The sequence below is a fragment of the Adhaeribacter sp. genome, assembly GCF_057359045.1.
Map to the genome: position 1 here is coordinate 51410 of NZ_JBMQUD010000124.1, position 24673 is coordinate 76082.

At 43.0% G+C, this 24673-nt stretch carries 22 protein-coding genes; 4 read left to right on the plus strand and 18 right to left on the minus strand.

Features of this window, described 5'->3' with window-relative positions; genetic code table 11:
- Positions 1-182: 182 nt before the first annotated feature.
- The 16 genes from ACO1R6_RS19110 to ACO1R6_RS19185 all read right to left on the minus strand — a co-directional run bounded on the left by ACO1R6_RS19110 (position 183) and on the right by ACO1R6_RS19185 (position 18484).
- Positions 183-1100, minus strand: a complete 918-nt coding sequence (locus ACO1R6_RS19110; protein ID WP_486266681.1) for a TIGR01777 family oxidoreductase — start codon at positions 1098-1100, stop codon at positions 183-185.
- A gap of 117 nt (positions 1101-1217) precedes the next feature.
- Positions 1218-1877, minus strand: coding sequence for a GTP cyclohydrolase I FolE (gene folE / locus ACO1R6_RS19115; RefSeq protein ID WP_486266682.1), 660 nt, complete (start codon positions 1875-1877; stop codon positions 1218-1220).
- Positions 1870-2277, minus strand: a complete 408-nt coding sequence (locus ACO1R6_RS19120) for a 6-pyruvoyl trahydropterin synthase family protein (protein ID WP_486266683.1) — start codon at positions 2275-2277, stop codon at positions 1870-1872. Before ACO1R6_RS19120 ends, folE begins: the two co-directional genes overlap by 8 nt.
- Positions 2278-2554: 277 nt before the next feature.
- On the minus strand, positions 2555-3160 hold the full coding sequence (locus ACO1R6_RS19125; protein ID WP_486266684.1) for an inorganic diphosphatase: 606 nt from the start codon (positions 3158-3160) through the stop codon (positions 2555-2557).
- Complete coding sequence (locus tag ACO1R6_RS19130) at positions 3144-6104, minus strand: M1 family metallopeptidase (RefSeq protein ID WP_486266685.1); 2961 nt, start codon at positions 6102-6104, stop codon at positions 3144-3146. The genes ACO1R6_RS19125 and ACO1R6_RS19130 overlap by 17 nt, the downstream gene beginning before the upstream one ends.
- 165 nt (positions 6105-6269) lie before the next feature.
- Positions 6270-6635 (minus strand): 50S ribosomal protein L19, encoded by a 366-nt coding sequence (gene rplS, locus ACO1R6_RS19135; RefSeq protein ID WP_486266686.1) that lies wholly within the window; start codon positions 6633-6635, stop codon positions 6270-6272.
- Positions 6636-6862: 227 nt separating this feature from the next.
- The gene (gene trmD, locus ACO1R6_RS19140; protein WP_486266687.1) at positions 6863-7537 is read right to left on the minus strand and encodes a tRNA (guanosine(37)-N1)-methyltransferase TrmD; all 675 of its coding nucleotides are present in this window, start codon (positions 7535-7537) and stop codon (positions 6863-6865) included.
- Positions 7527-8111, minus strand: coding sequence for a ribosome maturation factor RimM (gene rimM, locus ACO1R6_RS19145; protein WP_486266688.1), 585 nt, complete (start codon positions 8109-8111; stop codon positions 7527-7529). The genes trmD and rimM overlap by 11 nt, the downstream gene beginning before the upstream one ends.
- 16 nt (positions 8112-8127) lie before the next feature.
- Entirely contained in the window at positions 8128-8667 is a 540-nt protein-coding gene (locus ACO1R6_RS19150; protein ID WP_486266689.1) for a 30S ribosomal protein S16, read from the minus strand.
- Between the two features lie 166 nt (positions 8668-8833).
- Complete coding sequence (locus ACO1R6_RS19155; RefSeq protein ID WP_486266690.1) at positions 8834-9793, minus strand: GNAT family N-acetyltransferase; 960 nt, start codon at positions 9791-9793, stop codon at positions 8834-8836.
- 77 nt (positions 9794-9870) lie between these two features.
- Positions 9871-11361 carry a hypothetical protein gene (locus tag ACO1R6_RS19160; protein ID WP_486266692.1) on the minus strand — a complete coding sequence of 497 codons (1491 nt, stop codon included), beginning with the start codon at positions 11359-11361 and terminating at the stop codon, positions 9871-9873.
- A gap of 59 nt (positions 11362-11420) precedes the next feature.
- Entirely contained in the window at positions 11421-13085 is a 1665-nt protein-coding gene (locus ACO1R6_RS19165) for a DUF8201 family protein (RefSeq protein ID WP_486266693.1), read from the minus strand.
- Between the two features lie 90 nt (positions 13086-13175).
- Positions 13176-13910 carry an acyl-CoA desaturase gene (locus ACO1R6_RS19170; protein ID WP_486266694.1) on the minus strand — a complete coding sequence of 245 codons (735 nt, stop codon included), beginning with the start codon at positions 13908-13910 and terminating at the stop codon, positions 13176-13178.
- 172 nt (positions 13911-14082) lie between these two features.
- Positions 14083-14793 (minus strand): RluA family pseudouridine synthase, encoded by a 711-nt coding sequence (locus tag ACO1R6_RS19175; RefSeq protein WP_486266696.1) that lies wholly within the window; start codon positions 14791-14793, stop codon positions 14083-14085.
- Positions 14794-14876: 83 nt separating this feature from the next.
- A complete protein-coding gene (panB, locus tag ACO1R6_RS19180) occupies positions 14877-15695 on the minus strand; it encodes a 3-methyl-2-oxobutanoate hydroxymethyltransferase (RefSeq protein WP_486266697.1) in 819 nt (272 codons plus the stop codon).
- Between the two features lie 206 nt (positions 15696-15901).
- The gene (locus ACO1R6_RS19185) at positions 15902-18484 is read right to left on the minus strand and encodes a putative LPS assembly protein LptD (RefSeq protein WP_486266698.1); all 2583 of its coding nucleotides are present in this window, start codon (positions 18482-18484) and stop codon (positions 15902-15904) included.
- 163 nt (positions 18485-18647) lie between these two features.
- Here ACO1R6_RS19185 and ACO1R6_RS19190 point away from each other — a divergent pair, with 163 nt between their 5' ends.
- From ACO1R6_RS19190 to ACO1R6_RS19205, 4 genes are all read left to right on the plus strand, one after another.
- Positions 18648-19427 (plus strand): N-acetylmuramoyl-L-alanine amidase family protein, encoded by a 780-nt coding sequence (locus ACO1R6_RS19190; RefSeq protein WP_486266700.1) that lies wholly within the window; start codon positions 18648-18650, stop codon positions 19425-19427.
- A gap of 18 nt (positions 19428-19445) precedes the next feature.
- Entirely contained in the window at positions 19446-20477 is a 1032-nt protein-coding gene (locus tag ACO1R6_RS19195; RefSeq protein ID WP_486266701.1) for an MlaD family protein, read from the plus strand.
- Between the two features lie 113 nt (positions 20478-20590).
- On the plus strand, positions 20591-22219 hold the full coding sequence (locus ACO1R6_RS19200; RefSeq protein WP_486266702.1) for an acyl-CoA carboxylase subunit beta: 1629 nt from the start codon (positions 20591-20593) through the stop codon (positions 22217-22219).
- A 217-nt stretch (positions 22220-22436) separates the two neighbouring features.
- Entirely contained in the window at positions 22437-23321 is an 885-nt protein-coding gene (locus tag ACO1R6_RS19205; RefSeq protein WP_486266704.1) for a transglutaminase-like domain-containing protein, read from the plus strand.
- 79 nt (positions 23322-23400) lie between these two features.
- Here the strand turns inward: ACO1R6_RS19205 and ACO1R6_RS19210 are convergent, their stop codons facing one another.
- Together ACO1R6_RS19210 and ACO1R6_RS19215 are read right to left on the minus strand one after the other, a co-directional pair.
- Positions 23401-23961 carry a thioredoxin domain-containing protein gene (locus ACO1R6_RS19210; protein ID WP_486266705.1) on the minus strand — a complete coding sequence of 187 codons (561 nt, stop codon included), beginning with the start codon at positions 23959-23961 and terminating at the stop codon, positions 23401-23403.
- Positions 23962-23971: 10 nt separating this feature from the next.
- Positions 23972-24616, minus strand: a complete 645-nt coding sequence (locus ACO1R6_RS19215; RefSeq protein WP_486266707.1) for a 4'-phosphopantetheinyl transferase family protein — start codon at positions 24614-24616, stop codon at positions 23972-23974.
- Between the last annotated feature and the right edge of the window lie 57 nt (positions 24617-24673).

A 24673-nucleotide genomic window follows, 5' to 3' on the forward strand; every position in this document is an offset into this window, starting at 1 on the left:
TTTTAAAAAGCGCGGGCCTTACTTTCAGAAGAAAGTAAGGCCCGCGCTTTTTAGTTTGCTTGTATGGAATATTAGGAGAGATTACTGCTCAAAAAGGCTACTGTTTGTACATCAAAATTATAATTATTGCCTACCCGTGTTATTCTGTTAGCTAATCTGCCGTTTGGTTAATATTGATGTATTTAAGCGCGTTCAGAAGAATAAAATTGTTGTAAAGCTTCTTGCAAATGGTTGTATTCAAAAGTAAATCCTTGTTTTAATAATTTATCGCTGCTAACGCGCTGTCCTTCGAGTAAAACCTCACTCATTTCGCCCAGTACCATCTTTAAGCCAAAGGCCGGCACTTTTAAACCGGTAAGCGGGCGGTGCATTACCTCGGCCAGCGTTTTAGTAAATTCCTGGTTCGTAACGGGGTTGGGGGCTACGGCATTATAAACGCCCTGGTATTTAGAGTCTTCTACTGCCTGAATGATAAGCCGGCACAAGTCATCAATATGAATCCAGGAAAAATATTGCTTGCCTGAGCCTAATGGGGCACCTGCCATTAATTTTATTGGCCGGGCCATTTGGGGCAGCGCTCCGCCTCTGGTACTCAGTACAATACCAATCCGGAAAATACAAGTTCGGATATTTAATTCGTGAATTTCCCAAACCGCCGATTCCCATTGTTTTGTTACGTCGGCCAGAAAATCGTTGCCGTAATTACTTTCTTCGGTCACTACCTGGTCGCCGGTATCGCCGTAAATACCTACTGCCGAAGCCGAAATAAAGGCTTTAACGTGGTGTTGGGTTTGGTCGAGGCATTTACGCAACAAGCGGGCGCCTTTTACCCGGCTATCTATTATTTCCTTTTTCCGTTCGGGTGTCCATTTTCCACTGGCTACACTCGCGCCGGCCAGGTTTATAATGTAATCGGCGTAGTAAAGCACCTTATCATCGATAAAGTTCTTATCCAGGTCCCATTTAAAAGTTTTATAGCGGGCTTTGGTATTGGCTTGCCGACTGAGATGGGCTACTTCATAACCTTGGTCGATGAGCATTTCGGAAAGGCGGCTTCCGATTAAACCGGTTCCCCCGGTTATCAATATTCTTCCAGACATTATTTCATATTTGGTAGTAAGTATCGAAGCAACTGGTTAAAAATGCTTGTACGGCAGATATCTTTAAAAGTAAATGGAAATAATTTACGTGTTTAAGCTTGGTGCAAGGTGGTACGGCTATTTTCTAATGTAATTCAGAAACTCGTTGCGGTATTGCTCCTGCTGAAATAAACCAGAATATTCGGTGGTGATAGTACTGCTGCTTACGTCGTTTACCCCCCGGCTCATTACACACAAATGGTCGGCTTCAATAAATACGGCTACGTTATCGGTAAACAGCGTAGATTTAAGCTCATTGGCAATTTGCATGGTAAGGCGTTCCTGTACTTGCGGCCTTTTGGCGTAGTACTGCACAATGCGGTTTAGCTTAGATAAACCTACCACGTGTTTATCCGGAATATAAGCCACGTGGGCTTTGCCAATAATGGGTACAAAATGATGCTCGCAGTAAGAATAAAGCGTAATATCGCGTTCTACCAGCATTTGGTTGTATGCAAACCGGTTTTGGAAGAGTTTGGCATGCGGTTTATTTTCGGGATTCAAGCCCCTGAAAATTTCGTTTACATACATTTTAGCTACCCGGCGCGGCGTATTTTGCAGGCTGTCGTCGGTGAGGTCCAAGCCCAGAACGTACATAATTTCCCGGAAATGTTTTTCGATGAGCTCAATTTTTACGTCATCGGTCATTTTAAAAGCATCTTCGCGCAAAGGGGTATGCAACGAAGAATTAAGATGTTCGGGCGCCGTTTCGTCGGCGTCCAGATCGTATTTATCCATTATATTCTACGAAGTTTCGTTCAGTCTCAAATAAGGTTATACCTAAACTATAATCCGCGGCTATGTGGGGGCGAAGCCGGTTCCAGATAACGATGGCTATATTTTCGGCGGTTGGTATTAAATTTTTAAAATCTTCGGTATCCAGGTTTAAGTTCCGGTGGTCAAATTTATTAATAACTTCTTTGCGGATTAGGTCGCTCAATATTTTAAGGTCGTACACGTAGCCAGTATCGGGGTTTACAGTGCCCGTAAGTTTAACAATTACTTCGTAATTATGGCCGTGATAATTGGGGTAGCTGCACTTGCCGAAAAACTCGTTATTTTTAGACTGACTCCAAGCCGGATTATACAAGCGGTGGGCCGCATTAAAATGTTCTTTTCTACAAACGGTTACCTTCATAGCTTTTTAACAAGCGGGTGTGTTATAATGTTCGAATAGGGAAGTAATATAAATATTTTGTATTAAATACCGGTTTAATTCTGGTAAGTGGCCAATTTTCCTAAATTATTGTTCAGGCTTCCTATATTAATTTTATTTAAGCTGTGCTTTTTAAAACAAACCTATTCTGGTTATCAGGTTAAGCTGTTTAACAAAGATTAAGAAATACGAACTTAGAACAATTTGGTCTGATAATTCTGATTGATAACTAAGTTTAAACCGTTTTTTTATGAAATAATTATTTAAGCCAACGCCGGATTAGCTGTTCTGTTTCTTTTTGGTTTAACCATTCTACCACTTTGGCTGGCTGCGGCGGTTTAGAATAAGAAAACCATTTTTGTAAGATAGCCTGGGCGGCTGGATACTGTTGCTTTAAATCGGCTAAATCCATTACCGAAATAATTCTTTCGCTGGGGCGAGCCGGTACGGCAATTATTACGGGCACTTTTACTGATTCTGTAAATAATACTGCTGTAGCAATGGGTATTACTTCCTGTACGGTGCCGGTTGGCTGGCTTTCGGAGAGTACCAAGGCTTCCAGTAAACGGGTTTCAGTGGTATTTTCGGTGTTTTTATAAGCAGTAGACGGAATAAAGCCCAGGTTACCCGGACACGATAAAAAATCTATTTTAGCCGGTAGGCCAGCTACCTGGGCCTGGGTAAAAACTTTTTTCTGAGGATCGTAGGCCTGGAGTTGGTTGCTGCCGGCTGGCGTAAGTACTACCACTTGCAATTGTTTTTGCGCCGAAAATGCGGGTAGATTCTGGTAATCAGTTTTGCAACTGGTTAAAAGTACAAAGCAAAGCAGGAGCGGCCACGGGCGTAGATTATAAACGTAATGCATGGGTAAGTTGCCCAAAAGGGTTAAGGGTGTTTAGTTGTAACTGAAACCGGATATTATCACGGAACTGATTAAAACTGCGGGGTACCCCCTGGCTAAAATTGCTGCCGGCTACCGGTAAGTACACCTGAACCAAATTACCGCCCAGCAGTACCGTTAAACCGGTGCCGTAATATAATTTGTGGGTGTTGTAAGCAGTTCCTAAATCGAGGTAGGCGGTTAAGGGTACATACGGAATATCGCCGGTAATATTTAAACTCGTAAGCCAATGATCGGTAAAAACCGGCACGTAGTTCCGGAACCCACCATCTTTACCATCGGTTTGCCGGGCAAAAGCCTGTAACGATGATTTCCGTTGCGAACGGTCGAGGAAGATAGTCTCTTTTTTGTAGTCGAGGCTGGTGCTTAAACCTATCTGAAACCACGCCGGAATATTTTGAGAATTTCCAAAGAAGTTACCGCCAAACCACTGCACCTTAATTTTTTTATGCGCTGCGTAATAACGTTCGTAGCTAAGCATCAGTTTTCCGGCAATTACCGGGCCACCTGCTAGTTTTTCACCGTTGCGGGTAGAGTCGGTAGGCAGCACATCCAAGGTTAATACGCTATTAAATTCCTGCAAGGCATTTTTACGCTGATAACTGTAACGGATCCACGGAATAGTATACTTTAGATCGGCGTGGGCGGTAGTAGCTGGATTGGGTTCTAACGTTAATCTGGGCTCGTACAAATGAATAGCCGTTAAACCTAGCTGTAGTTGTTGTTGGCTAGCCCCGGCGCGATGCCGTGGAAAATGAAAGTTTATACCTGGTTCCATTTTTAAAAACCGCTCGAACCGTTGGGCATTTAGGTTGATTGACACCGCCTGAAAAGTTGTTTTGGGTAGTAAACGCAGGTTAACATTGGCAATGCCCCGCAAATCTTTCTGACCAAAACTATAAAGCGGCATAACCAGGTAATTAAGCTTTTTCTGAACCAATGCGCTGTTGTAAAAGGCGGCACCCAGCATTAAACGATCGTGGGTGTTATAGCCCAAAGCCGGTACAAAGTAAATTTGCTTAAAGTTTGCTTGCTCAATACCCGCCAGCAATTGTAGCCGGAGCGGTTCGGCCGATTTAATAAAACCGGCCAGGGCCAAGCGGTTATTCTGGCGGTTTAGTTCCGGTAAAAAATATCCCGGATCAACAAACACTTCATAAACGTCCTGGCGCTTAAACGTAAGCTGTTGTTCGGCCTTGCCGGGTTGCGTCCATTTTACTTCGAGTAATTTACCGGTGGCATTGCGCGTGGTAACCGGCACCGGGGCCAGCAAATTATTCTGATTTTTAACCGTTACCTGTATGTCGGTACTGGTTTGTTTTAAGTCGGTTAATTTAACTTCTACGCGTTGGGTGGTTTGCAAGATATCCCGGAAAAACCAATCGAGTTTTTCGCCGGTTGTTTCTTCAAAAACTGCTTGTAAATCTTCGGGGTAAGGGTGCTTAAACTGCCAGCGCTGGTAATAAGCTTGTATAGCGGCATCGAACCGGGCCTGGGTTAAATAATTAGCTAAATATTGCAGCACCACGCCGGTTTTCATATAAACTATGCTACCGTAGTTAGCCCCAGAATAAACTTCAGAAGGGGCATCTATGGGTTGGTCTAAGCCGCGACTGGCAGCCATTTGGTACAACAATAAATTTAGCGCCGTGCTATGAATATTCTCCAACTTAAATCTTTTAATACGACCAGGACTCAGTAAAACACCCAACTGGCCATAATTAGGGTTGGTGAGTTGCCCGAGTCGGAATTCGTAGTAAGAGTTTACGCCTTCGTCGAGCCAGGGATGTTTACGTTCGTTAGAGGCTAAAATGCCGTAAAACCAGTTATGCCCAATCTCGTGTACCAGGGCCTCCGGGTCGGTAACGGTAACCATGGGGTATTCCATGCCGGAGCCGGCACTTAGTGCACCATCTACGGCAGTAACTTCGGCGTAAGGGTAGTCGCCGTTCCAGAGCGAATAATAATATACGGCATCGCGCATGTTTTTCTGGCTCTTAACCCAAGCGGCGCCATCTTTATGCAGGAACATGAGCCAGGTAGTAACTTTCCTTTTAGACTGCGGTAATTCTACCTCGCCTTTTAATACATTAAACCGTTTATCAGCAAACCAGGCAAAATCATGAATATTATCCTGCACGTACCGTAATGTTTTGGTTTGTGCAGCAGAAGGCGGAATGGCATCATCAGCCGCCGTAAAAGAAGTTTTATTTTCGGTAAGGGACGCTAAACTATCCAGACGGTTGCGTTCGGTAATATTTTGCAGTACGCCGGTAGCCCCCACCGTGTAATTGGTTGGTAACGTAATATTTACCTCAAATTTGCCAAATTCTGAATAAAATTCACCCTGGTTCAGGTAAGGCATCGGGTGCCAGCCCTTGCGGTCGTAAACGGCCGGTTTGGGGTACCATTGGGTAATTTGGTAAGATTGCCCCACGTGGCCCAGCCGCGAAAAAGAATTTGGTATTTTAACCCGGAAGGGAGTAGTGATGGTTATTTTACCCCCACGGGGCAAGGGCTGGTTCAGGATTAATTTGCCAATATCAATATTTTGTGCATCCGGTTCAAACTTTACGGCTTGTCCGTTTACTTTAAAATCCAGGTTATCTATATAACCCCGGAGGCTGTCGAGGGCAAACTGAAAATCGCGTTTATTGTTTATTAGTTGTTGGTGCGCAAAGGCAGTGGTATTGTTTTTATACGAATTAGGCCACAGATGGAAATAAATAAAAGTAAGCTCATCTGGCGAGTTATTTATATATTCTATCTGGGCATAGGCCGCTAGGGTATGTTCTTTATCGTTTAAAGTTACATTTAGTTTATAATTTACCTCTTGTTGCCAGTAGCCCTGGGCCCGACCGGTAAAATTGAAATTAATTAAAAGTAAAACGGCGATAACGTATTTCATAAATACCGGGTAGATTAGGCCAGCTTGGAGGCCGCAAAGCCCTACGCTGATTTTAACGGAATTTAAGCACCCTGCCGGAGAAAAGCACTTTTCTGGAAAAGCTAAAATAAAGAAAAAGCCAGTCTAAATAAGACTGGCTTTTGAAAATAAGGAATATCTGTTTTATTACGCTGTTTTATAGCGACGCTCTTTAATCCGGGAAGCTTTACCAGAAAGACCTCTCAGGTAGAACAAACGCGCGCGTCTTACTTTACCACGACGTACCAGTTCAATTTTTTCGATGTTAGGAGAAAGCAGCGGGAAAATACGCTCTAAACCAATTTGGTTAGATACTTTACGCACGGTGAAAGTTTCGCCGGCGGTATTTACGTTTTTACGCTGAATTACAACGCCTTGAAACTGCTGAATTCTTTCTTTGTTACCTTCACGGATTTTAACGTGAATGTTTACCGTGTCGCCTGCCGCAAAATCAGGAATGCCGGCCCGCTGCTCACGATATTCGTTGTTTAATACATCTAAAATATTGCTCATGGCTATTGTAATTATGGCTATAGTATCTTCTTCAAAATTCGGAGTGCAAAGATATAAACTTTTTTTGTAGAAAAATAGTAGCAGTTAAATATTTTTTGTGTAGGGTATGGGTTTATGGCCGCTAGCTAGTTAAAGAAAGTTGTTTTGGCTCAGTTGTTTATCGCTAGTAACCTTTAAATGGGCGGCTCTGCCTTAAGTAACCTAGGCCAAAGTGCGGTTTAGAAAGGTTATTTAAGCAAATCTGGGCGGCGCTGGCGGGTGCGCTCTATGGCTTGTTCAAACCGCCATTGCTCTACTTTGGGCGTATCGCCGGAAAGTAATATTTCGGGTACTTTTAGGCCTTCATAATCGGCGGGCCGGGTATAAACCGGCGGGGCCAGCAAGCCGTCCTGGAAAGAATCGGTTAAAGCCGATGATTCGTCGTTGAGGACCCCAGGCAAAATCCGGATAATGGCATCGGTTAAAACAGCCGCACCCAACTCACCGCCAGATAAAACGTAATCGCCAATACTAATTTCGTGGGTAACAAATTTCTGACGGACCCGTTCGTCGACGCCTTTGTAGTGGCCGCACAAAATTATTACATTTTGAAATAAGGATAGGCGGTTTACCAAAGGCTGGCGCAGCGTTTCGCCATCGGGGGTCATGTATATAACGGCATCGTAAGTGCGCTGGGCTTGCAAAGCCGCAATGCACTTGGCAATGGGTTCTATCATCATCACCATGCCGGCCCCGCCGCCAAAAGCATAATCATCTATCTGGCCATATTTGTTTATAGCAAACTGACGCAGGTCGTGTACTTCTATTTCTACTAAACCTTTTTGCTGGGCGCGTTTAAGAATAGAATGGCTAAAAGGGCTGGTTAATAAATCGGGCTGGCAACTAATAATATCAAACCGCATCTTCTCCGTCTTCTTCGCCCCGCTCACCTTCGTCTTCCGGACCGGTAGGATGGGTGTAAATATCTACTAAACCTTCGGGTAGGTTTACATATAATTTTTTTTCGGCTTTATCGGCCCGTAAAATTAATTCGTCCTGCACCGGAATAAGTACTTCCACGTTTTGGTAATCCATGGCCATTAAATCCTGGTAAGGCATTTCGTAGATTTCCCGGATGGTACCCAGTTGGCCCAGTTGCTCATCTATTACGGTAAAACCAATTACTTCATGAAAATAAAACTGGTCTTCGTCGAGTTCGGGCAGTTGGTCGAGGGGCAGGTAAAGCGCAATATTCTTTAGCTTTTCGGCTTCCGAAATAGAATTTACGTCTTCGAATTTAATAATAATGCGGCCGTTGGGTTGGAGATCCAAGGCCTGAATAAAAAAAGGAACCAGTTTCCCGTTTAACTGCAGGAAAACTGATTCCAATTCTTCGTAATCTTCGGGGTAGTCAACATCAAAAAATGCGACTACCTGACCTTTTACGCCATGCGTCCGGACGATGTAACCTAAATGATAACAGGCGTCAATGTTCATGGCTTAAAAAGGTAAATTAAGCTTGAGCTTCTTCGGCTGGAGCAGCAGCTTCGGCATCGGCAGCACCTTCTTCGGCTGGCGCGGCAGCTTTAGCGGCTTCGTCGGCGCGTTTACGTAAGGCTTCGGCCCGGGCTTCGTTTACTTTTTGCTCAGCAGCAAAAGCCGCTTTAGCTGCATCAGAACGTTTTTGGCTCAGGGTATCGCGTTTGCCTTGGATTTTAGCTTCTTTGGCTTCTTTCCAATCGTTAAATTTAGTATCGGCTTGCTCTTGGGTTAAAGCACCTTTGGCTACGCCAATCTGCAAATGTTTTTTGTACAAAATGCCTCTGTAAGACAACATGGCTTTTACCGTGTCGGTAGGTTGGGCACCGTTCATAACCCACTCAAAAGCCTTGTTCTCATCAAAATTGATGGTAGCAGGGTTGGTGTTAGGGTTATAAATTCCTAATTTTTGAATAAAGCGGCCATCCCGTGGCGCTCTGGCATCAGCTACTACAATATCATACATAGCAGCTTTTTTGCGGCCCCGGCGGGCCAGTCTGATTTTAACAGGCATAATAAATAACGTTTTGTTAAGTGACGGAACCCGTCCGTCTTTTTTAAGGCTGCAAAATTAAGTAATTATTTTTGTATTAGGAAATTGAAGGTTTAAAATAATTAGATTAAGAATTTATTTTAGGGAGTAGTAAAAGGTATTGTTTAGACTTGGCATTCTAAAATATTTAAATACCGGTTTTTACGCTTCGGGTAAGTTTCTTTACAAAATCAGTGATAATTTTATAACGGTTGTAGTAAATAATATTATAAGCCACAGGCTCTGAACCAAAACTGCCATAAAACCGAGCTAAGCTAGGTACGGCACTACCTTCAAAATCTAGTATTTTATGAGTGCCGGCATAGGCTTTAATAATATAATCTAATAAAAAGCTGGCGGCATTATTTTTCCTGCCTTGTTCATTAGAACTAACCAATTGATAAATAATTCGGTTTTTATAAAAGTAAAATAGTGCTCCGCCGCAAATTTCATTTTCTGATAAGACATAATAAAGTTTACCCATTCCTCTAGTTGTTACAGCCGAAAATAAGGCTTGTATAGTAAGATACTCATCTTCAGAGAACTTGCCTTTAAATTTATGCGCAGTATTTTCTTTGAATAATATTAACAAAGGTTGAATATTATCAGATTCTACTATTTTTAAGTGATTTTGAGCAGCATTCCGGATATTGCGTTTTTGATTCTGGCTGTAGTTTTTAATTAAATCTGAATAAGGGCGGTTCAGGTTCAGGTAATAAGTATAAGCTTTCAGGTAAAATTGCTCTTCAGTAAAGAAAAAAGAATTTGCTACACTAAAAGCATAACTGGCAATGTAGGCAGCATTATCTTTCGCCTTTAGAATAATTGAGTGGAAATAAGTAGGTGTAACGTTTTCTTTTATTGAAATAATTCCTAATTGCTGTGTATGCCGGTTTTGCACTACATATTTCAATCCCCATTTCCGCTTTACTGGTAAAGGCATAACGGTTATATATTTCGTTGCTTCATCATCTATAACGGCATCCCATTCCTGATATACAATATCCAAATACCATGATAATAGATAAAGCGTTCCTTCTTTTGATTGATTGATACAAGCATCCCACTTAGTTTTATCTATGTTTTTATAAGAAATAAACCGAATCATGTGCCAGTAAAAGATTTAATATCTAGTAAAGTAATTATCAACTATAAATAACTATATAAAAGAAAATCATGATAGGTTTATGGAACAGACAATAAGCGTAGTTGTACAGAATCTTGAGCAATATGGCGCTGAGAAGTTAATATTTGCGCATAGGTTAGCCCAGTAAACTCGGCATGATCCAGAAATATGATTGGAGCCAATACAGTAGGTTCGGGCCAAGTTTTTATAACTGTTAGTTGCTCCAGCTTTTCAAACTTTTTAATATTGGCTACTCTATAATAACCATCGAGCAAAATATATTCATAACCTTCTTTTTTTAATTGTTTAAGCTCCTCTTCAGAAAATATTGGTGTTACCTCTATGCCTTGTGCTTGGGCAAAAGGAATTAAATTACGACCTACTGTTGTAGCTATTTTTTTTACTTTGTTTCGTTTTAAAAAAGCAGCTACTTCATCATAGGAGGTATCCGAATAAGCATAAATCTCCTGCTGAAGTTTCCAAACTTGATAACTAATAGATATAACCAAAATTAAATAAAGCCATCGGGTAGTTACAAGACGATGAAGCACCAGGTAAAAGATAAAGTAAATAGGTCCGAAAATAAAAGTTAGTCCACGTGGCGCTTTTAATAGTAAATGCATTCCTAAAAAGAATAAGTATACTACCAAAAATAGGAACTGGTATGCATTTAGACCTGTCTGAGAACTCTTAAGAAAGAGCTTGTCCTTGAAAAGAAAAGGGAACAAAATGAGTGCCGGAACTAAAAGAGGTAATTCAAAATCCAGAAAATACCTGAAATAGTAAAGAAAATCAAAATTAAACCGGCCAGTTCGTAGTGCCGGATTGGGTTTTGTCGGATTATTAATGCTCAGCACCGCTGCCGGTAAGCGGTAAAAAGGCTGATTTATAAATACAGCTACTATGCCAAATATTACGTAAGGAAGTGCCAGAATTATTCCTATGGTTATTAAAGTTCTGAAGTTGAGCAGCCCGTCTCTTTGAAATATTTCCAGCACTAGAGCTACTGGTAACACTAATAATAATTTATAGTTTATGGTTAATCCAAGGGCTAAATAGCCAGCGGCTTGCAACAAAGCTTTTCTATTCTTATGGATTAGGCGGATGTAATAGCGCTCAATCATCAGCATGGATAAGAATAAACTGATAGATTCGGTTGAAAAATTGCGTCCAGCGCTTACGGTAAATACAGATAAGCCAAAAATCAGTCCGGTTAAACAAGCCTCGGGCAGCGGTGCTGCAAAGTTTTTGTGAAAGAAGCGGATTAGTAAAAGAACTGCACCAATACTAAAAAAGGTATTTAAAAAAATAAACAGATAAGTACCTTTAAATAGAACGGCAAATATGCCAAAAAACAGAAAGAAGCCGGGGCTGGCATGATGGAAGAGGTTTTGGAAATTTCCGCCACCAATTTCTTGTACTATTTGCCAGTTTCGTACTGAATCATAATCAGTTAACCCAATGTTGAATAAGAGATGCTGGCGGGCTACCAGACAAATAATTGCAGTTAACAAATAGATAATCCAACTGTATTTTGGCTTTTGCAACATGTACGTTTTACTAAATTCAGGTAGATTAAGTACAACAGAATTTTACTAATTCACGGATACTAATCTTTAGCTGTTCTAAATCCATCGGCTAAATTTTTACCGCGCATTTCTAACCCCGGATGCGGATCTGAACTGGTGCAAGGTAAAGGTTCATTCCAACAGCGGTTATCGGCATAGGCTACTTTTGTTTTTATTTTGCCTATTTGCCTGATTTGGATTAAGGGTTTTCGGTACTTAATAGGCCAAACAAGCGCTAAGGAGCCGCGGTTAATTTGCTTGTAAATGCCATTTAATCCATACAAACCTAGTAAAATTGCCAAGCAAAACACTAGTTTGGGTCGCCATAAATTTGAATTTAGTAAAACCAAGCCAATTAATAATGTAGGAACCAGGAAAGCATAACCAAACCGGACTGCCGGGGCCGAACAAAACCAGGCAACAGTTGCCAAAAAAGTGCTTAGCCAAATTATACTTATGGTCTGGCTGGTTTTATGGCGAATTTTATTAAAAGCTTGTACCAAAAAAAAGGGCAGTAATATTCCTAAAAGGATTAAAAATATCTTATCTATGCCGTTTTGATTTACCCACCAAACCGGAAACCAGACTTTAATAGGTTTATCAATATAGTCTACATACAAGGCGGTAGGCACGCGGGCAAATGTAGAGATTCCTACTTGGTAATCCAGCACAGTTGCTTGTGGTATTTCCCAATCTAAGTTAAATACATCCAAGCCGGGTAAAGGATATAGCAGGTGGCCCGATAAAATAACATTTCTGAGTAGGAAAGGGGCTAATACAATTATCCCTTGGAGAAAAATAAGTTTTACCATTTTAGAAGTAATACTTTTCTTAAATAGTAGGAACCAGGCAAGCCCAAGGGTACTGCCCAATAAAGAAGAAAGCTTAAAACTGATTAATACTGGCAACAGGAAAAACACAAACGCAGTTTGCCAATTTAGGTCTTCTGTTTTATTAGCCGTTAATAAAAGACCAAATAAAATAAAGAAGAAGAACATAATTACCGGATCCGGGGTGGGAGAAGATATCCAATCCCGGAAAAATACAAGGCCCAGCAACAAGGAGACAAAATAATAAAGAGAAAAGGCTGGTTTAATTGGTAGCCATTTAAAACCTTCACGCAAAGCATAAGTGCTGTAAACGAAAAAAATAAAGCTGCTCCAGGCTTGGTGAAATTGGGGCAACCTTAAAAAAGGAAAACTAAAAAAGCTCATTAGTACATGCGCGTGCGAATTTAAACCTAACGGGAAATACAAATTACCTAAGCCCGGTACAATTGGATATTGCTGAAACCATTGGATAGTTTGGGCGTGGTAGAGTCCGGTATCAGGATTGATGGCTAATTGCGGCGCGTGAATTAAAATCAGAAGAAATAAAATAAATAGAATAACAAAGTAAGGTGTAACAAACTGCATAGCTACTTCCTGGTTGCGCCATATCGGGAGTATATTTTTTTTCTCAGACCATAATATTCCTAAACCACCCGCAAGTATTATCCCATGCACAGTGAGAGAAATGGGTAACCACAAATGGACTATGCTAATCAGAACCGATAAAACACCAGCACCAGCCACTAAAATTATTTCTATGGGTATAGAGGTTTTCTGATTTATACACCCTGTTCTAGCTAAAATGCCTAACCATAATAAGCCATACGGAAAAGATACTATGACTATATACAGCCAGATAATAAATATGGAAAGCATAAGTAAAGGTAATTGAAAAAGAGAGGAGTCGGAAGATGCTATTATTATAAAACAAAAAAGTCTCCCGGTTTCCGGAAGACTTTTTATGTTTTAAGCTCTTACTTTTTTCAACCGGATAATTCTTAATTTATCCAGGGTCCAGATAATGGGATAAGTGGGATCTACTTCCCACCATTTTACCCCAAAATTAACCCGGTTAGGGAGTTTATGGTGGTTATTTTGGAATAGCTCGCCACCCGTTAAAAAATCAAAAAATAAGGAATTACGCGACTTGTCGTGATTGTCGAAATTTTGGTAACCGTATTTATGGCCACTCCAGTTTACAATAGCACCGTGGATAGGTCCCATTAAAAAGTGAATCGGCAGCAACAGGTACATCCACCAGTGGGTAGCAAAGGCAATGTAAAACAACACGTAGGCGGTACCCCATAAAACGCGCGACATCCAGGTATCGCCAAAGTTTTCAATGGCCGTCCACAGCGGGTAATTGCCTTCAAAACGAGCTTCCGGCTCTACCCGGCGGTTTAATACATCGTTATAAATATCTTTTGTTTTCCACATCATGGTAAACGCATTATTCGAGAAATGCGGAGAATGGGGATCGCGCTCAGTGTCGCTGAATGCATGGTGCATGCGGTGCAATACGGCATACGCCCGCGGCGATAAAAACGAGGAACCCTGGGCCACATACGTCAGGAAGAAAAAGAAACGCTCCCAGAATTTGTTCATGGTAAACATTTTATGGGCGGCATAACGGTGCAGGTAAAATGTTTGCACAAATAAGGACAGATACCAGTGGGCAACAAAGAATATGAGAATTGGCATTAGGCGAAATTATTAATAGAAATGATATAGAAAATATTCGGGTTTGGCAACAAGGTTTAATCTAAAACAGCATTTTAACTATTTAGTTCACAAAATTACTACTTGCAAAGTTATGTAAAATATACAAGCTTTAAAAAAATCCGAAAAGTGATCAATATCATCTTTTAGTGTGCTATAATGCAGCAACAATTTTGCCGAAGGGCTGCCAGTGCGCGGCAGGGGGTAAAGCCGCTTTTATCGTAAGTTGCGTTTTCTGGATAGGATGTTCAAATACCAATTGGTAAGCATGTAACGCAATGCTCTTATCGGGTAAAGGAGCCGCCGCACCATATTTTAAGTCACCGGTAAGGGGGCAGCCCTCAGCGGCCAGTTGTACCCTTATCTGGTGGGGCCGGCCGGTAATCGGATTTACCTGCAATAAATAATATTCCTGTTCGTGGGAGAGTAAGGTGTAGCTTAACTCGGAGCGTAAGCCGCTTTTGTTTTCGCGGGCAAAGGCTTTGGTTACATTCCGGGTTTCGTCTTTTACCAACCAGTGCACCAGCCGGTTGGTGGGGCGGGGTGGGCGCCTGGCCGTTAGCGCCAAATAAGTCTTCTGAATTTTGTCGTTCCGGAAAAGCTCATTTAAGCGGCTTAGGGCTTTAGAGGTTTTTGCCAGTAAAACCAGGCCGCTTACCGGGCGGTCTAGCCGGTGGGCTACTCCCATGAATACATTGCCTGGTTTAGCGTATTTTACTTTTAAATATTCTTTGGCCAGTTCCGATAAAGGTTTGTCGCCGGTTTCATCGCCCTGTACCAATATACCTGCCGGCTTATTAATGGCCAGCAGGTGGTTATCTTCGTAAATAATATGCTGTTCCTGAAGGGTAAAGCTGTTTTTCATTTTTGTTGGCAGTTAGCAACTAGCTGTTAGCGATTAGCTTTGGGTTACTGCCGGAGCCGGAGTTAATACTTAGCAACTAACAATTAATAAGCTTCTTCGGTGCTGGGGAAATCTTTGTTTTTAACGTCTTTTACATAACTGCTAACGGCGTTGGTCATTATTTCGTGCAGGTCGGCGTAGCGGCGGAGAAAGCGGGGTTTAAATTCTTTTGTAATGCCCAGTAAATCGTGGGTTACCAGTACCTGCCCATCTACAAAGGGGCCGGCACCAATGCCAATAATGGGTATTTGCAACGAGGCGGCTACGCGCTGGGCCAGGGTAGAGGGAATTTTTTCCAGCACAATGGAAAAACAACCTAATTCCTGCAGGAGCATGGCATCATCAACAAGTTTGTTGGCTTCCTGCTCTTCTTTGGCCCGCACGGTATATGTACCAAATTTATAAATAGATTGCGGCGTAAGTCCCAAATGGCCCATTACCGGGACGCCGGCACTTAAAATCCGGATTACCGATTCTTTTATTTCTGCACCCCCTTCTAATTTAACCCCATGCGCACCCGATTCTTTCATAATCCGGATGGCCGAACGTAATGCTTCGGAGGAATTGCCCTGGTAAGAACCAAAAGGTAAATCTACAACTACAAAGGCCCGCCGTACGGCTCGTACCACCGATGAGGCATGGTAAATCATTTGATCCAGAGTAATGGGTAAAGTGGTTTCGTGGCCCGCCATTACGTTCGATGCCGAATCGCCCACCAACAATACATCCACGCCGGCGTCGTCCAGTATAGAAGCCATGGAGTAATCGTAAGCCGTAAGCATCGATATTTTCTCGCCGCGCTCTTTCATGGCTTGCAGCTGGTGGGTAGTAATAATTTTGATGTCCCGCTTTTGTACAGACATGCGTTTTAAATTTTGAATTATAAATTAGGAATTATACTAATCCGTACTAGATTAACCAAACAAGGTTTTAGCCCAGGCACTGGAATCATATATAATAAACATAAAATAAAAAGCCGTTACTTTTCTGGCTTTAACCAGTTAAATAACGGCGTAATATTAAGGCTTAATTTCTAATTTTTAATTCATAATTTCTAATTAATAATGGCCTACCGGTTATACCAGCTGCGGTTTCGGGTAAGTTTGAGGTCGCGCAGAATGGCCGAGCGCGCATTAATGTTAATGTTATACGATTGGTACTGCCCAAAAGGAATCCAGCCAATACTCATTTCCCAGCAGTGCAGGTCGCGGTGAATGTTTACACTGGTGTAAGTTAAAGACTTATTTTCAAAATCATAACCCGAGTTATAGGTTACTTTCCATTTATCGGTCAGGCTTAAAGAACCATCAAACCCCAACGATTGGGTGGTCCGGGATTCGCCGTTACCCTGCGAGAAATAACTGGCTGTATAGTTTATCCGGAAAGTCCAGGGAATGGTAAAATCTACATATTGTTCCTGTAACCGGGCATCTGTTTCGAGCGAAGGCCGGTTGGTACTGGGTGCGGCCTTGGCATCTTGCTTTTTTTTCATCGATTCCGGGTTCAGGTCAATATCCATGTTCAGGTTAGCGGTAGTAATCCGGGCAAACTGGAAGCTGTTCTGACTCATTAAAAGCCGGTCGATGCGGCGGCCGGCGGCATTTACCTGGTACGGATCTAAATTGGCGCTGGTAAAAATATTCAGGCGTTTAAATAAAACGGTTCGGAACTGCGCGTTTATGGGTTGTACGTGGAAAGAGTCGGCTGCAAAATTATACCCACTGGTTAAGCTAAAGTTATCGATTAAACTAATTTTTTCGGCGGTGTCGGCGGTATCGCTCTTGGCCTTTATTTTAGCTTCTACGTTGTTCTGGATACTGAAAAACAGGGCGCTTTGCTTGCCGGAACTGGGCGTGCCAAATAAAAAGCCATTATACCTGGATAAATATTGGTAAGGCACCATACCGGTCGTGCTGTTTACAATATTACTCAATTGTACCCGCTCGTCGTAAGTATTGGAAAGGTCGGGGGTGTAGTTATACGAAATAGAGGGGGTAATCTGGTGCCGGATGGCCTGCAGTTTTTTGTTTTCGCCAAAATTGGCAGTTCCGTAAATACGGGTAGTTAAACTAGCCCCACCACCATACGTGCCGGCCCAGCTAAATTTATTAATGGTATCGATCCGGACGGCATTGGCGCTTTCTACAAACGTATAGCGCAACTCTTTAAAGTAAGAAGTGGCGTTGTAATAAATGCTGGGCGATAAACTGAAATGTTTAAGTACCCGGATACTATTCATGGAAATAGGGAAGGAATGCTGGAAACCTAACTGTTTATTCCGCCAAATGAGCGGTATGGTATTCATGTTTAAACTTAATGCCGTATCCTGGCGCTCGCCGCCAATCAGGTTTACGCCCGGTAAAGTGTTGCTTTGTACCTGGGTAGAAATTTGGTTACGGGCCGTTAAAGAATACCCAATGGCAATATCTTTTAAAAAGTTACCCCCGGTATTCCGGTCGCGGCTAAGAAGCCGGAAAGGGTATTGGCGGTTTACGGCCAAAGTAGCTTCCGGTAAAGTAAAGTTCATTACTTTGGTGGTAACATTTTGGTTTTGCAGCAAAGAAGCCGTAAAAGTTACCGGCGAGTTGGGGTTGGCAAACTGGTACTGAACAGAAGAACTAAAAGAGGCTGATAACCGGTTGGCATCGGTGTAGGCGTTTTGGTTTTGCCGGTTGTAAAAACTGCTACCCGCCTGCACACTCGCCGAGAATTTACCGCCCGGGCGTGCAGCCGGCGAATGCGACCACCGGATAAAAAAGCTTCGTGGCTCCAGCCGCTGAAAACGTCCGGGACCAACTACCGGGTTGGCCGGTTCGTCGTTGTCGGGGTAGCGGGTAGCGCTGTAATCAAGGCCAAAATTACCCTGGTAAGCGTAGCGTTTGTTGTAGGTTGCCTGCACGTGCGCCGCCCAACTGCCGTAGGAGTAAATATCACCGAGTAAACTAACTCCAATATATTCGTTTAGGGCCAGGTAATAGCCGCCATTGCGTAAATAAAAACCTTGTTCGCGGGCTTCGCCAAAAGTAGGAATAATCACTCCCGAGTTGCCCGTGCTACGCAATTTGGTTGGGGTAGGAAAGTAGCCAAACAAAAAGCCAACGGGCGTAGGAATATCGGCAAATACCAGGTTAAAAGGGCCGGAGAATATTTTTTTGCCCGGTATAGCCTTTATTTTAGTAGCATTAATATAAAAGTGCGGGTGCGGCAAATCGCAGGTAGTATAACGGGCATGGGCACCAAATAAAGCTTCGTCGGCGGTACGTTTTACGGTTTCGGCATGTAAAAATCCTTCGCCCTGCCGCGTAACCACCCCGCTTATTTTACCTTTTCTGGTTTTAAAATTATAATCCATGTGGTGGGCCGTATACATTTCGGCGCCTTGCTTAAAAACCGGCGTACCTACGTCTTTGCCCGTAGAGTCTACGGTACCAGCCGCCGATAAAATACTCGTTTGGTAGTTAATAACCGTAGTAGCTGCTTTCAACGACAAATCACCATAGTCAATATTCGCATCGCCGTACATGTTTACCACGCGCTCGTTCACGTGAAATACAATAGAATCTTTGGCTGTATATTTGATAGTGGTGGTAATATCGCCTTTAATTGAATCTTGTTTTACCTTTAGGGTATCGGTGGGTACCGGTTGGTTCAAAGAATTTGTGGGAACAATCTGGGCGATTGCTCCAAGGCTGCAAAATAGTACCAACTGCCCTACGAGCAGCATCCTCAAAATGTATGGAGATCTTTTCAGGATTAAAGTTATTTTTATATATTTTTGCAAAGTTAATACGATTACATCTTAACAAACGAATGTTGTGAAAAATATTGTTTGCGTTTTATTTACAAGTATTTTTTTTGTGTTGAGTGGGTTTAATAAAGTAAATCGGGCCGATGGAAAAGTGCGTACAGTGGTGATAGATGCCGGGCACGGCGGCAAGGATATTGGCTGTAATGGCCGGTCGGCGCGCGAAGCTGATATTGCCTTGAAAGTTGCTTTAGAATTAGGCAAAGAAATAGAAACCAACCTGCCCGATGTAAAGGTAATTTATACCCGCAAAACCAATACGTTTGTTGAGTTAATTGACCGGGCCGGTATTGCAAATAAAAACAACGCCGACCTGTTTATTTCAATCCATTGCAACGCCGGGCCACCGGCCGCTTACGGAACTGAAACCTACACCATGGGTTTACACAAAACCGAGGGCAACCTGCAAGTAGCTAACCGCGAAAACTCTGTTATTTTAAAAGAAGAAAATTACCAGAAAAAATACGACGGCTTTGATCCGCGTTCGCCGGAGAGCCATATCTTAATGTCGTTGTACCAAAGCGCTTACATGGATAATAGTTTACGTTTTGCCCAGAAAGTGCAGCATAATTTTAAAACCAAAGTGGGCCGCGTAAGCCGTGGGGTAAAGCAAGCCGGGTTTTTGGTTCTCTGGAAATCGGCCATGCCCAGTGCCTTAATTGAAGTAGGATTTTTAACCAATCCCGAAGAAGAAAAATATCTCAACGATAAGTTGGGCCAAACGTATATTGCTTCAGGAATATATAAAGCTTTCAAGGACTACAAACAAGAACTGGAAGCGATGAATTAATTTTAACCGCGATTTTACGTGAAAATTTCTAAAGAAGTAAAAGTAGCCCTGCTTGGTGTAGTGGCAATTACTGCCTTGTTTTTTGGTTATCGTTTCCTGAAAGGAACTGATTTTTTCTCTTCCAGTAAAAAATACTATGTTATTTACCCCAATGTAGATGGTTTAACTGTTTCTAGCCCGGTAGTTGTAAACGGCATCCGGGTGGGCGTAGTACAGGACATGAAACTACAGGTAGATAACAATAACCAAATTAAAGTAGGCATTTCTGTGCAGGAAGGCGTGCAGGTTGGCGATTCTACCATTGCCAGTTTAACCAGCAGCGACTTACTCGGGGGTAAAGCCATTACTTTATTTGTGCGGCCCAATACGGTGCGGTACAACGGCGGCGAAACCCTGATTCCTTTTGTAGAGCGGAGCATTACCACCATGTTATCAGAAAAGGCCATGCCGGTACTGGGCCAGGTAGATTCTACGCTGGTGCGTTTTAACGCTTTGTTAAACGCCGATGCCAAGCGCAATATTCAGTCTATTATTGCCAATACCAACGCTACTACCGAGGCGTTCCGTACTTTAATGGTGGCCAATCAGCGCAACATAAACGCCATTACCAGCAATATGAGTGCCTTAACCAGTTCGTTGCGCGAAACCGAAAGAAAGTTTAATGCATTGGCTTCTAACCTTAACCAAATAACCGATACCCTAAAGAATGCGCCGGTAAATGATATGGTCCGGAACATGAACCAAACGGTAGGCGAGGCCCAAGCTACACTGGCTAAATTAAACCAAACTTTAAACCAAACCGACGGCACCGTAGGCCGGCTCATGAACGACGATTCGCTTTACGCCAACATGAATGCCTCTACGGCCAGTTTAGATGCCTTGCTTAAAGATTTAAAAGAGAACCCGAAGCGTTATGTGCATTTTTCTTTGCTGAGTATTGGCGGGGGCGGTAAAAATAAAAAAGCTGAAACCGCGAAGGTTAGTACCAAAACAAATAATGTGCTGGGCCAAACCGTAAACAACGCCGATAGTGCCGCCAATAAACGTTAATACACCAGCTTTCCGGTTTTAATATTATAAATTTATACTTTTATAAAATTATCTGATAAGTAAAGAATCCGCCCGTTGCGGATTTTTTGCTTTGTTGGCCAACCTGTTCTGCTATGGATAATGCCTTCCTGAAAAATAGAGAAAACCTTACACATTTGTGCACCGAGCTAAATAACAAGTTGCACCAGGTGTATGCGGGCGGCGGCGAAAAACGGCAGCAAGCCCAGCGCGAAAAAGGCAAACTCACGGCCCGGGAAAGAATTAAATATTTGCTCGATGCCGATGCCCCGCTGGTGGAAATAGGCGCCCTGGCCGGCGATGGCATGTACCCGGAACACGGGGGCTGCCCGTCGGGCGGCGTAGTAGTGGTTTTGGGCTATGTTAAAGGCCGCCAATGCGTAGTAGTAGCCAACGATGCCACCGTAAAAGCCGGCGCCTGGTTTCCGATTACCGCCAAGAAAAATCTGCGGGCCCAGGAAATTGCCCTGGAAAACCATTTACCCATTATTTACCTCGTAGATAGTGCCGGCGTTTATTTGCCCCTGCAAGACGAAATATTTCCGGACAAAGAACATTTTGGGCGTATGTTCCGGAACAATGCCGTTATGTCGGCTAAGGGCATTGTGCAGATTGCGGCCATTATGGGTAGTTGTGTGGCGGGTGGGGCTTATTTGCCCATTATGAGCGACGAAGCCTTGATTGTAGAGGGAACCGGCTCCATTTTTCTGGCGGGTTCTTACCTGGTAAAAGCCGCTATCGGCGAAACCGTTGACAACGAAACTTTAGGCGGCGCGTCTACCCATTCCGAAATATCGGGCGTTACCGATTACAAATTTAAAACCGACGAAGAATGCCTGGACCACATCCGGAATATTTTTGATAAAATGGGTGAACCGGCCCGGGCTGGTTTCAACCGCACCACTCCGGTACTACCCAAGGCCGACCCGGCACAAATGTACGGCCTGTTGCCTACCGACCGGGTAAAGCCCTACGACATGCAGGAAATTATAGATCGGTTAATCGACGATTCGGCTTTTGAACCTTACAAAGACCTGTATGGCCAAACCTTAATTTGTGGCTTAGCCCGCATAGATGGTTGGGCCGTAGGCATTGTGGCCAATCAGCGCAAAATAGTTAAAACCAAAAAAGGCGAAATGCAGATGGGCGGCGTTATTTATTCTGATTCGGCAGATAAAGCGGCCCGGTTTATCATGAACTGCAATCAGAAAAAAATACCCCTGGTTTTCTTACAGGATGTTTCAGGTTTTATGGTGGGGAGTAAAGCCGAGCACGGTGGCATTATTAAAGACGGGGCCAAAATGGTAAATGCCATGGCCAATTCGGTGGTGCCTAAATTTACTTTTATTCTGGGCAACTCGTATGGGGCCGGTAACTACGCCATGTGCGGCAAAGCCTATGACCCCCGGTTAATATTTGCCTGGCCTACGGCGCAAATTGCCGTTATGAGCGGCACATCGGCGGCCAGTACTTTGTTGCAGATTCAGGTGGCAGCCCTTAAAGCCAAAGGCGAAAATATTACCCCGGAAGCCGAACAAAATCTCCTGAACCAAATCCAGACGACTTATGATGCGCAGTTATCGCCGTATTATGCGGCTGCCCGGTTGTGGGTAGATGGCATTATCGATCCGTTGGCTACCCGGCCAATTATTTCGACGGGGATTCAGGCGGCTAACCATGCTCCCATAGAAAAGCCGTTTAATGTAGGCGTTATTCAAACCTGAAAATAAACAGAAACTAAATTTTTAATTAGAAATTAGAAATTAAAAGTCAGAAATTTGCAGGTGCAGCCATGTTTCGGGGTAACGTCAATTTCTGATAAATGAGGTTGGCCGGAAACATAAACCTACTGTAATTTTGTTTAGGTATAATCGGGATTAAGCAATAACCGCGGGGTAAGTCTTAATGGCCAGATATTAAATTCTAATTTACAAAAAAGGCGTGACAAATAAAGAGATAAAGGCGTTAATTTCCTTGTTAGAAGACGAGGATGAGCATATTGCCACCCATGTAGAAGAAAAAATTGTTTCGTTGGGTGAGTCGATGATTCCGTTTCTGGAAGAGGAATGGGAGGGAAGTATTAACCCGGACGTGCAGAAGAAAATAGAAGAACTGATTCATAAACTGCAGTACGATGCCCTCACCAATAGATTTAAAGCCTGGAAAGATAACGGGGCGGTTGATTTAATTGAGGGAATGTGGCTGGTAAACAGCTACCAGTACCCCGATGCTTCGCTGGAAAATATTAACAAAAAGTTAGACCAGATTTATTACGAAGCCTGGCTGCACGTGCGTACCGATATGCACCCCTACGACCAGATTAAAGCTTTAAACCACGTACTGTTTAAGCTGTATAAATTATCGGCCAATACCAAAAATTTTCATTCGCCGGCCAATTCTATGCTGCACCTGGCCCTGGAAACCAAGCGGGGCAATCCTTTAACCTTATGTGTAATTTACCTGACCATTGCGCAAAAGCTACAATTGCCGGTTTACGGGGTTAATTTGCCTAATTTATTTATCTTAACGTACAAGCACGCTAATTTCCAGTTTTACATAAATGTATACAACAAAGGGTTAATGCTTTCCAAAGCCGATATAGATAACTATATTCTGCAACTGAACTTGAACCCGGTAGATATTTTTTATGAGCCTTGCTCTAACCTGGATATTGTAAAACGGGCTTTGCGCAACCTGGCTTTATCGTTCGAAAAACTAAACGAAGCCGAAAAAGCGGTGGAAGTAAATAAATTGCTGGATGCCATCACCGACGAAACTTCTCCGGACACTTCAGCCGGCGGCGATGCCGAGGAAAATGAAGAGTAAAGTAAAATAAAATATTACTTGGCTAAGAAGCAAAAAGGCCGCGTAAGTACGCGGCCTTTTTGCTTCTTAGCTTTTTTATTTATTGTCGTTTTATCATACAACCTACGGCTCTTTTCTCTGGTACCGGCACGGGCCGGTTCGCTAACACCGCATCAATAGCGTTGCGCAGGTAATGCTCTTTCACCGAGGCTTCCAGTTGCGGGTTATCATCAATGGCACCTTTGTATTTAAGCACAAAATTACCGTTTACCTGCAGCAGCAGAAAAGCTTCGGGGGTTCTGGTTGCCCCAAATTGCTGACTAAATTTTAAATCATTATCGGCAATCATTTTTATATTGCCTACCGGCGTATCTTTATCGGTTTCTTTACCGGCCTCTTGTATGCTAATGGGGGCATTAACCAGAATAAAGTTTACGCCCTTTGCAGCCGCTGCTGTAGCCAGGGTATTTAACCGGCTTTCGTAAAGCCGGGAGTTGGGGCAGTTTCGGTTCATAAATATTACCGCCACTGCTTTGGTAGAACCATAGTCGGCGAGTACGGTAAAATCTTTCACGGGCTGGCCAATCTGGTAGCCGCCGGTTTGGGCATAAGCTACTCCCGAAAAAGTTAAAGCACAGGTGAGTAAAAATAAATATTTCATAGCTAAAGGTTTAAACGTCAAAAGCATAAGTCAGAATATGTTTTTCCCCGATTTCGTAGTGTAAAGCATACTCTTTATGGCAATCGGGGGTGATAATCTGAGCGGCCGTGGTACCGGCGGGCATTTTGGTAAAGGCGTTAATAAACAAGTTTTCTTTAAAAATAAGCTGTTTTTTACTGTAAAGTTTATACAAGGTTTCTTTGCCGCTCCAATAAACCAACGTTTTTTCGGTATCGCCGGCGGCATCCGTTTTTTCGGTCTCCGTCATAAATTTATCGGCAATGCGCATAACTTTTGGGCTGATAGTTTCAATATCTATGCCAACTTGAATATTATTTGAAACGATAACGGCGGCCCGGTCCTGGCAATGACTAATGGATATTTGGTAAGCACTCCCGGAAAATACGGGCTTACCATTAGCAGCGGTTTGCAGCAGTATTATTTCCGGGGTAAATTTTTGTAATACCAAATAAGCTAAAAGGCGGCTGGCCAGCCATTGACGTTGCCGCGACTGGCTGGTAAAAGCCGGTATTTCGGGTCGTGCACCCGGAAGTAAATTTTCCAGCATAGCCAGTAACTCGGCAGGGCTTTCGGTTATATGCCAGAAACCAATAAAAACGTGCGGGTATATTTTCCTGATTTGGTGAAGGGGCATGCCTGTTTAACTATCGAGTAAAGGTTTTAAGCGTTAAAACCTGCCGCAATAATATAA

What these genes read in the sequence shown, in the direction of transcription:
- ACO1R6_RS19200 (WP_486266702.1), top strand. Translation starts at nt 20,591, where the DNA reads ATGGATAATGCCTTCCTGAAAAATAGAGAAAACCTTACACATTTGTGC.
- folE (WP_486266682.1), bottom strand. Translation starts at nt 1,877, where the DNA reads ATGGATAAATACGATCTGGACGCCGACGAAACGGCGCCCGAACATCTT.
- trmD (WP_486266687.1), bottom strand. Translation starts at nt 7,537, where the DNA reads ATGCGGTTTGATATTATTAGTTGCCAGCCCGATTTATTAACCAGCCCT.
- ACO1R6_RS19130 (WP_486266685.1), bottom strand. Translation starts at nt 6,104, where the DNA reads ATGAAATACGTTATCGCCGTTTTACTTTTAATTAATTTCAATTTTACC.
- ACO1R6_RS19170 (WP_486266694.1), bottom strand. Translation starts at nt 13,910, where the DNA reads ATGCCAATTCTCATATTCTTTGTTGCCCACTGGTATCTGTCCTTATTT.
- ACO1R6_RS19165 (WP_486266693.1), bottom strand. Translation starts at nt 13,085, where the DNA reads ATGCTTTCCATATTTATTATCTGGCTGTATATAGTCATAGTATCTTTT.
- rimM (WP_486266688.1), bottom strand. Translation starts at nt 8,111, where the DNA reads ATGAACATTGACGCCTGTTATCATTTAGGTTACATCGTCCGGACGCAT.
- ACO1R6_RS19125 (WP_486266684.1), bottom strand. Translation starts at nt 3,160, where the DNA reads ATGCATTACGTTTATAATCTACGCCCGTGGCCGCTCCTGCTTTGCTTT.
- panB (WP_486266697.1), bottom strand. Translation starts at nt 15,695, where the DNA reads ATGTCTGTACAAAAGCGGGACATCAAAATTATTACTACCCACCAGCTG.
- ACO1R6_RS19120 (WP_486266683.1), bottom strand. Translation starts at nt 2,277, where the DNA reads ATGAAGGTAACCGTTTGTAGAAAAGAACATTTTAATGCGGCCCACCGC.
- ACO1R6_RS19160 (WP_486266692.1), bottom strand. Translation starts at nt 11,361, where the DNA reads ATGTTGCAAAAGCCAAAATACAGTTGGATTATCTATTTGTTAACTGCA.
- ACO1R6_RS19175 (WP_486266696.1), bottom strand. Translation starts at nt 14,793, where the DNA reads ATGAAAAACAGCTTTACCCTTCAGGAACAGCATATTATTTACGAAGAT.
- rplS (WP_486266686.1), bottom strand. Translation starts at nt 6,635, where the DNA reads ATGAGCAATATTTTAGATGTATTAAACAACGAATATCGTGAGCAGCGG.
- ACO1R6_RS19210 (WP_486266705.1), bottom strand. Translation starts at nt 23,961, where the DNA reads ATGAAATATTTATTTTTACTCACCTGTGCTTTAACTTTTTCGGGAGTA.
- ACO1R6_RS19110 (WP_486266681.1), bottom strand. Translation starts at nt 1,100, where the DNA reads ATGTCTGGAAGAATATTGATAACCGGGGGAACCGGTTTAATCGGAAGC.
- ACO1R6_RS19215 (WP_486266707.1), bottom strand. Translation starts at nt 24,616, where the DNA reads ATGCCCCTTCACCAAATCAGGAAAATATACCCGCACGTTTTTATTGGT.
- ACO1R6_RS19150 (WP_486266689.1), bottom strand. Translation starts at nt 8,667, where the DNA reads ATGCCTGTTAAAATCAGACTGGCCCGCCGGGGCCGCAAAAAAGCTGCT.
- ACO1R6_RS19155 (WP_486266690.1), bottom strand. Translation starts at nt 9,793, where the DNA reads ATGATTCGGTTTATTTCTTATAAAAACATAGATAAAACTAAGTGGGAT.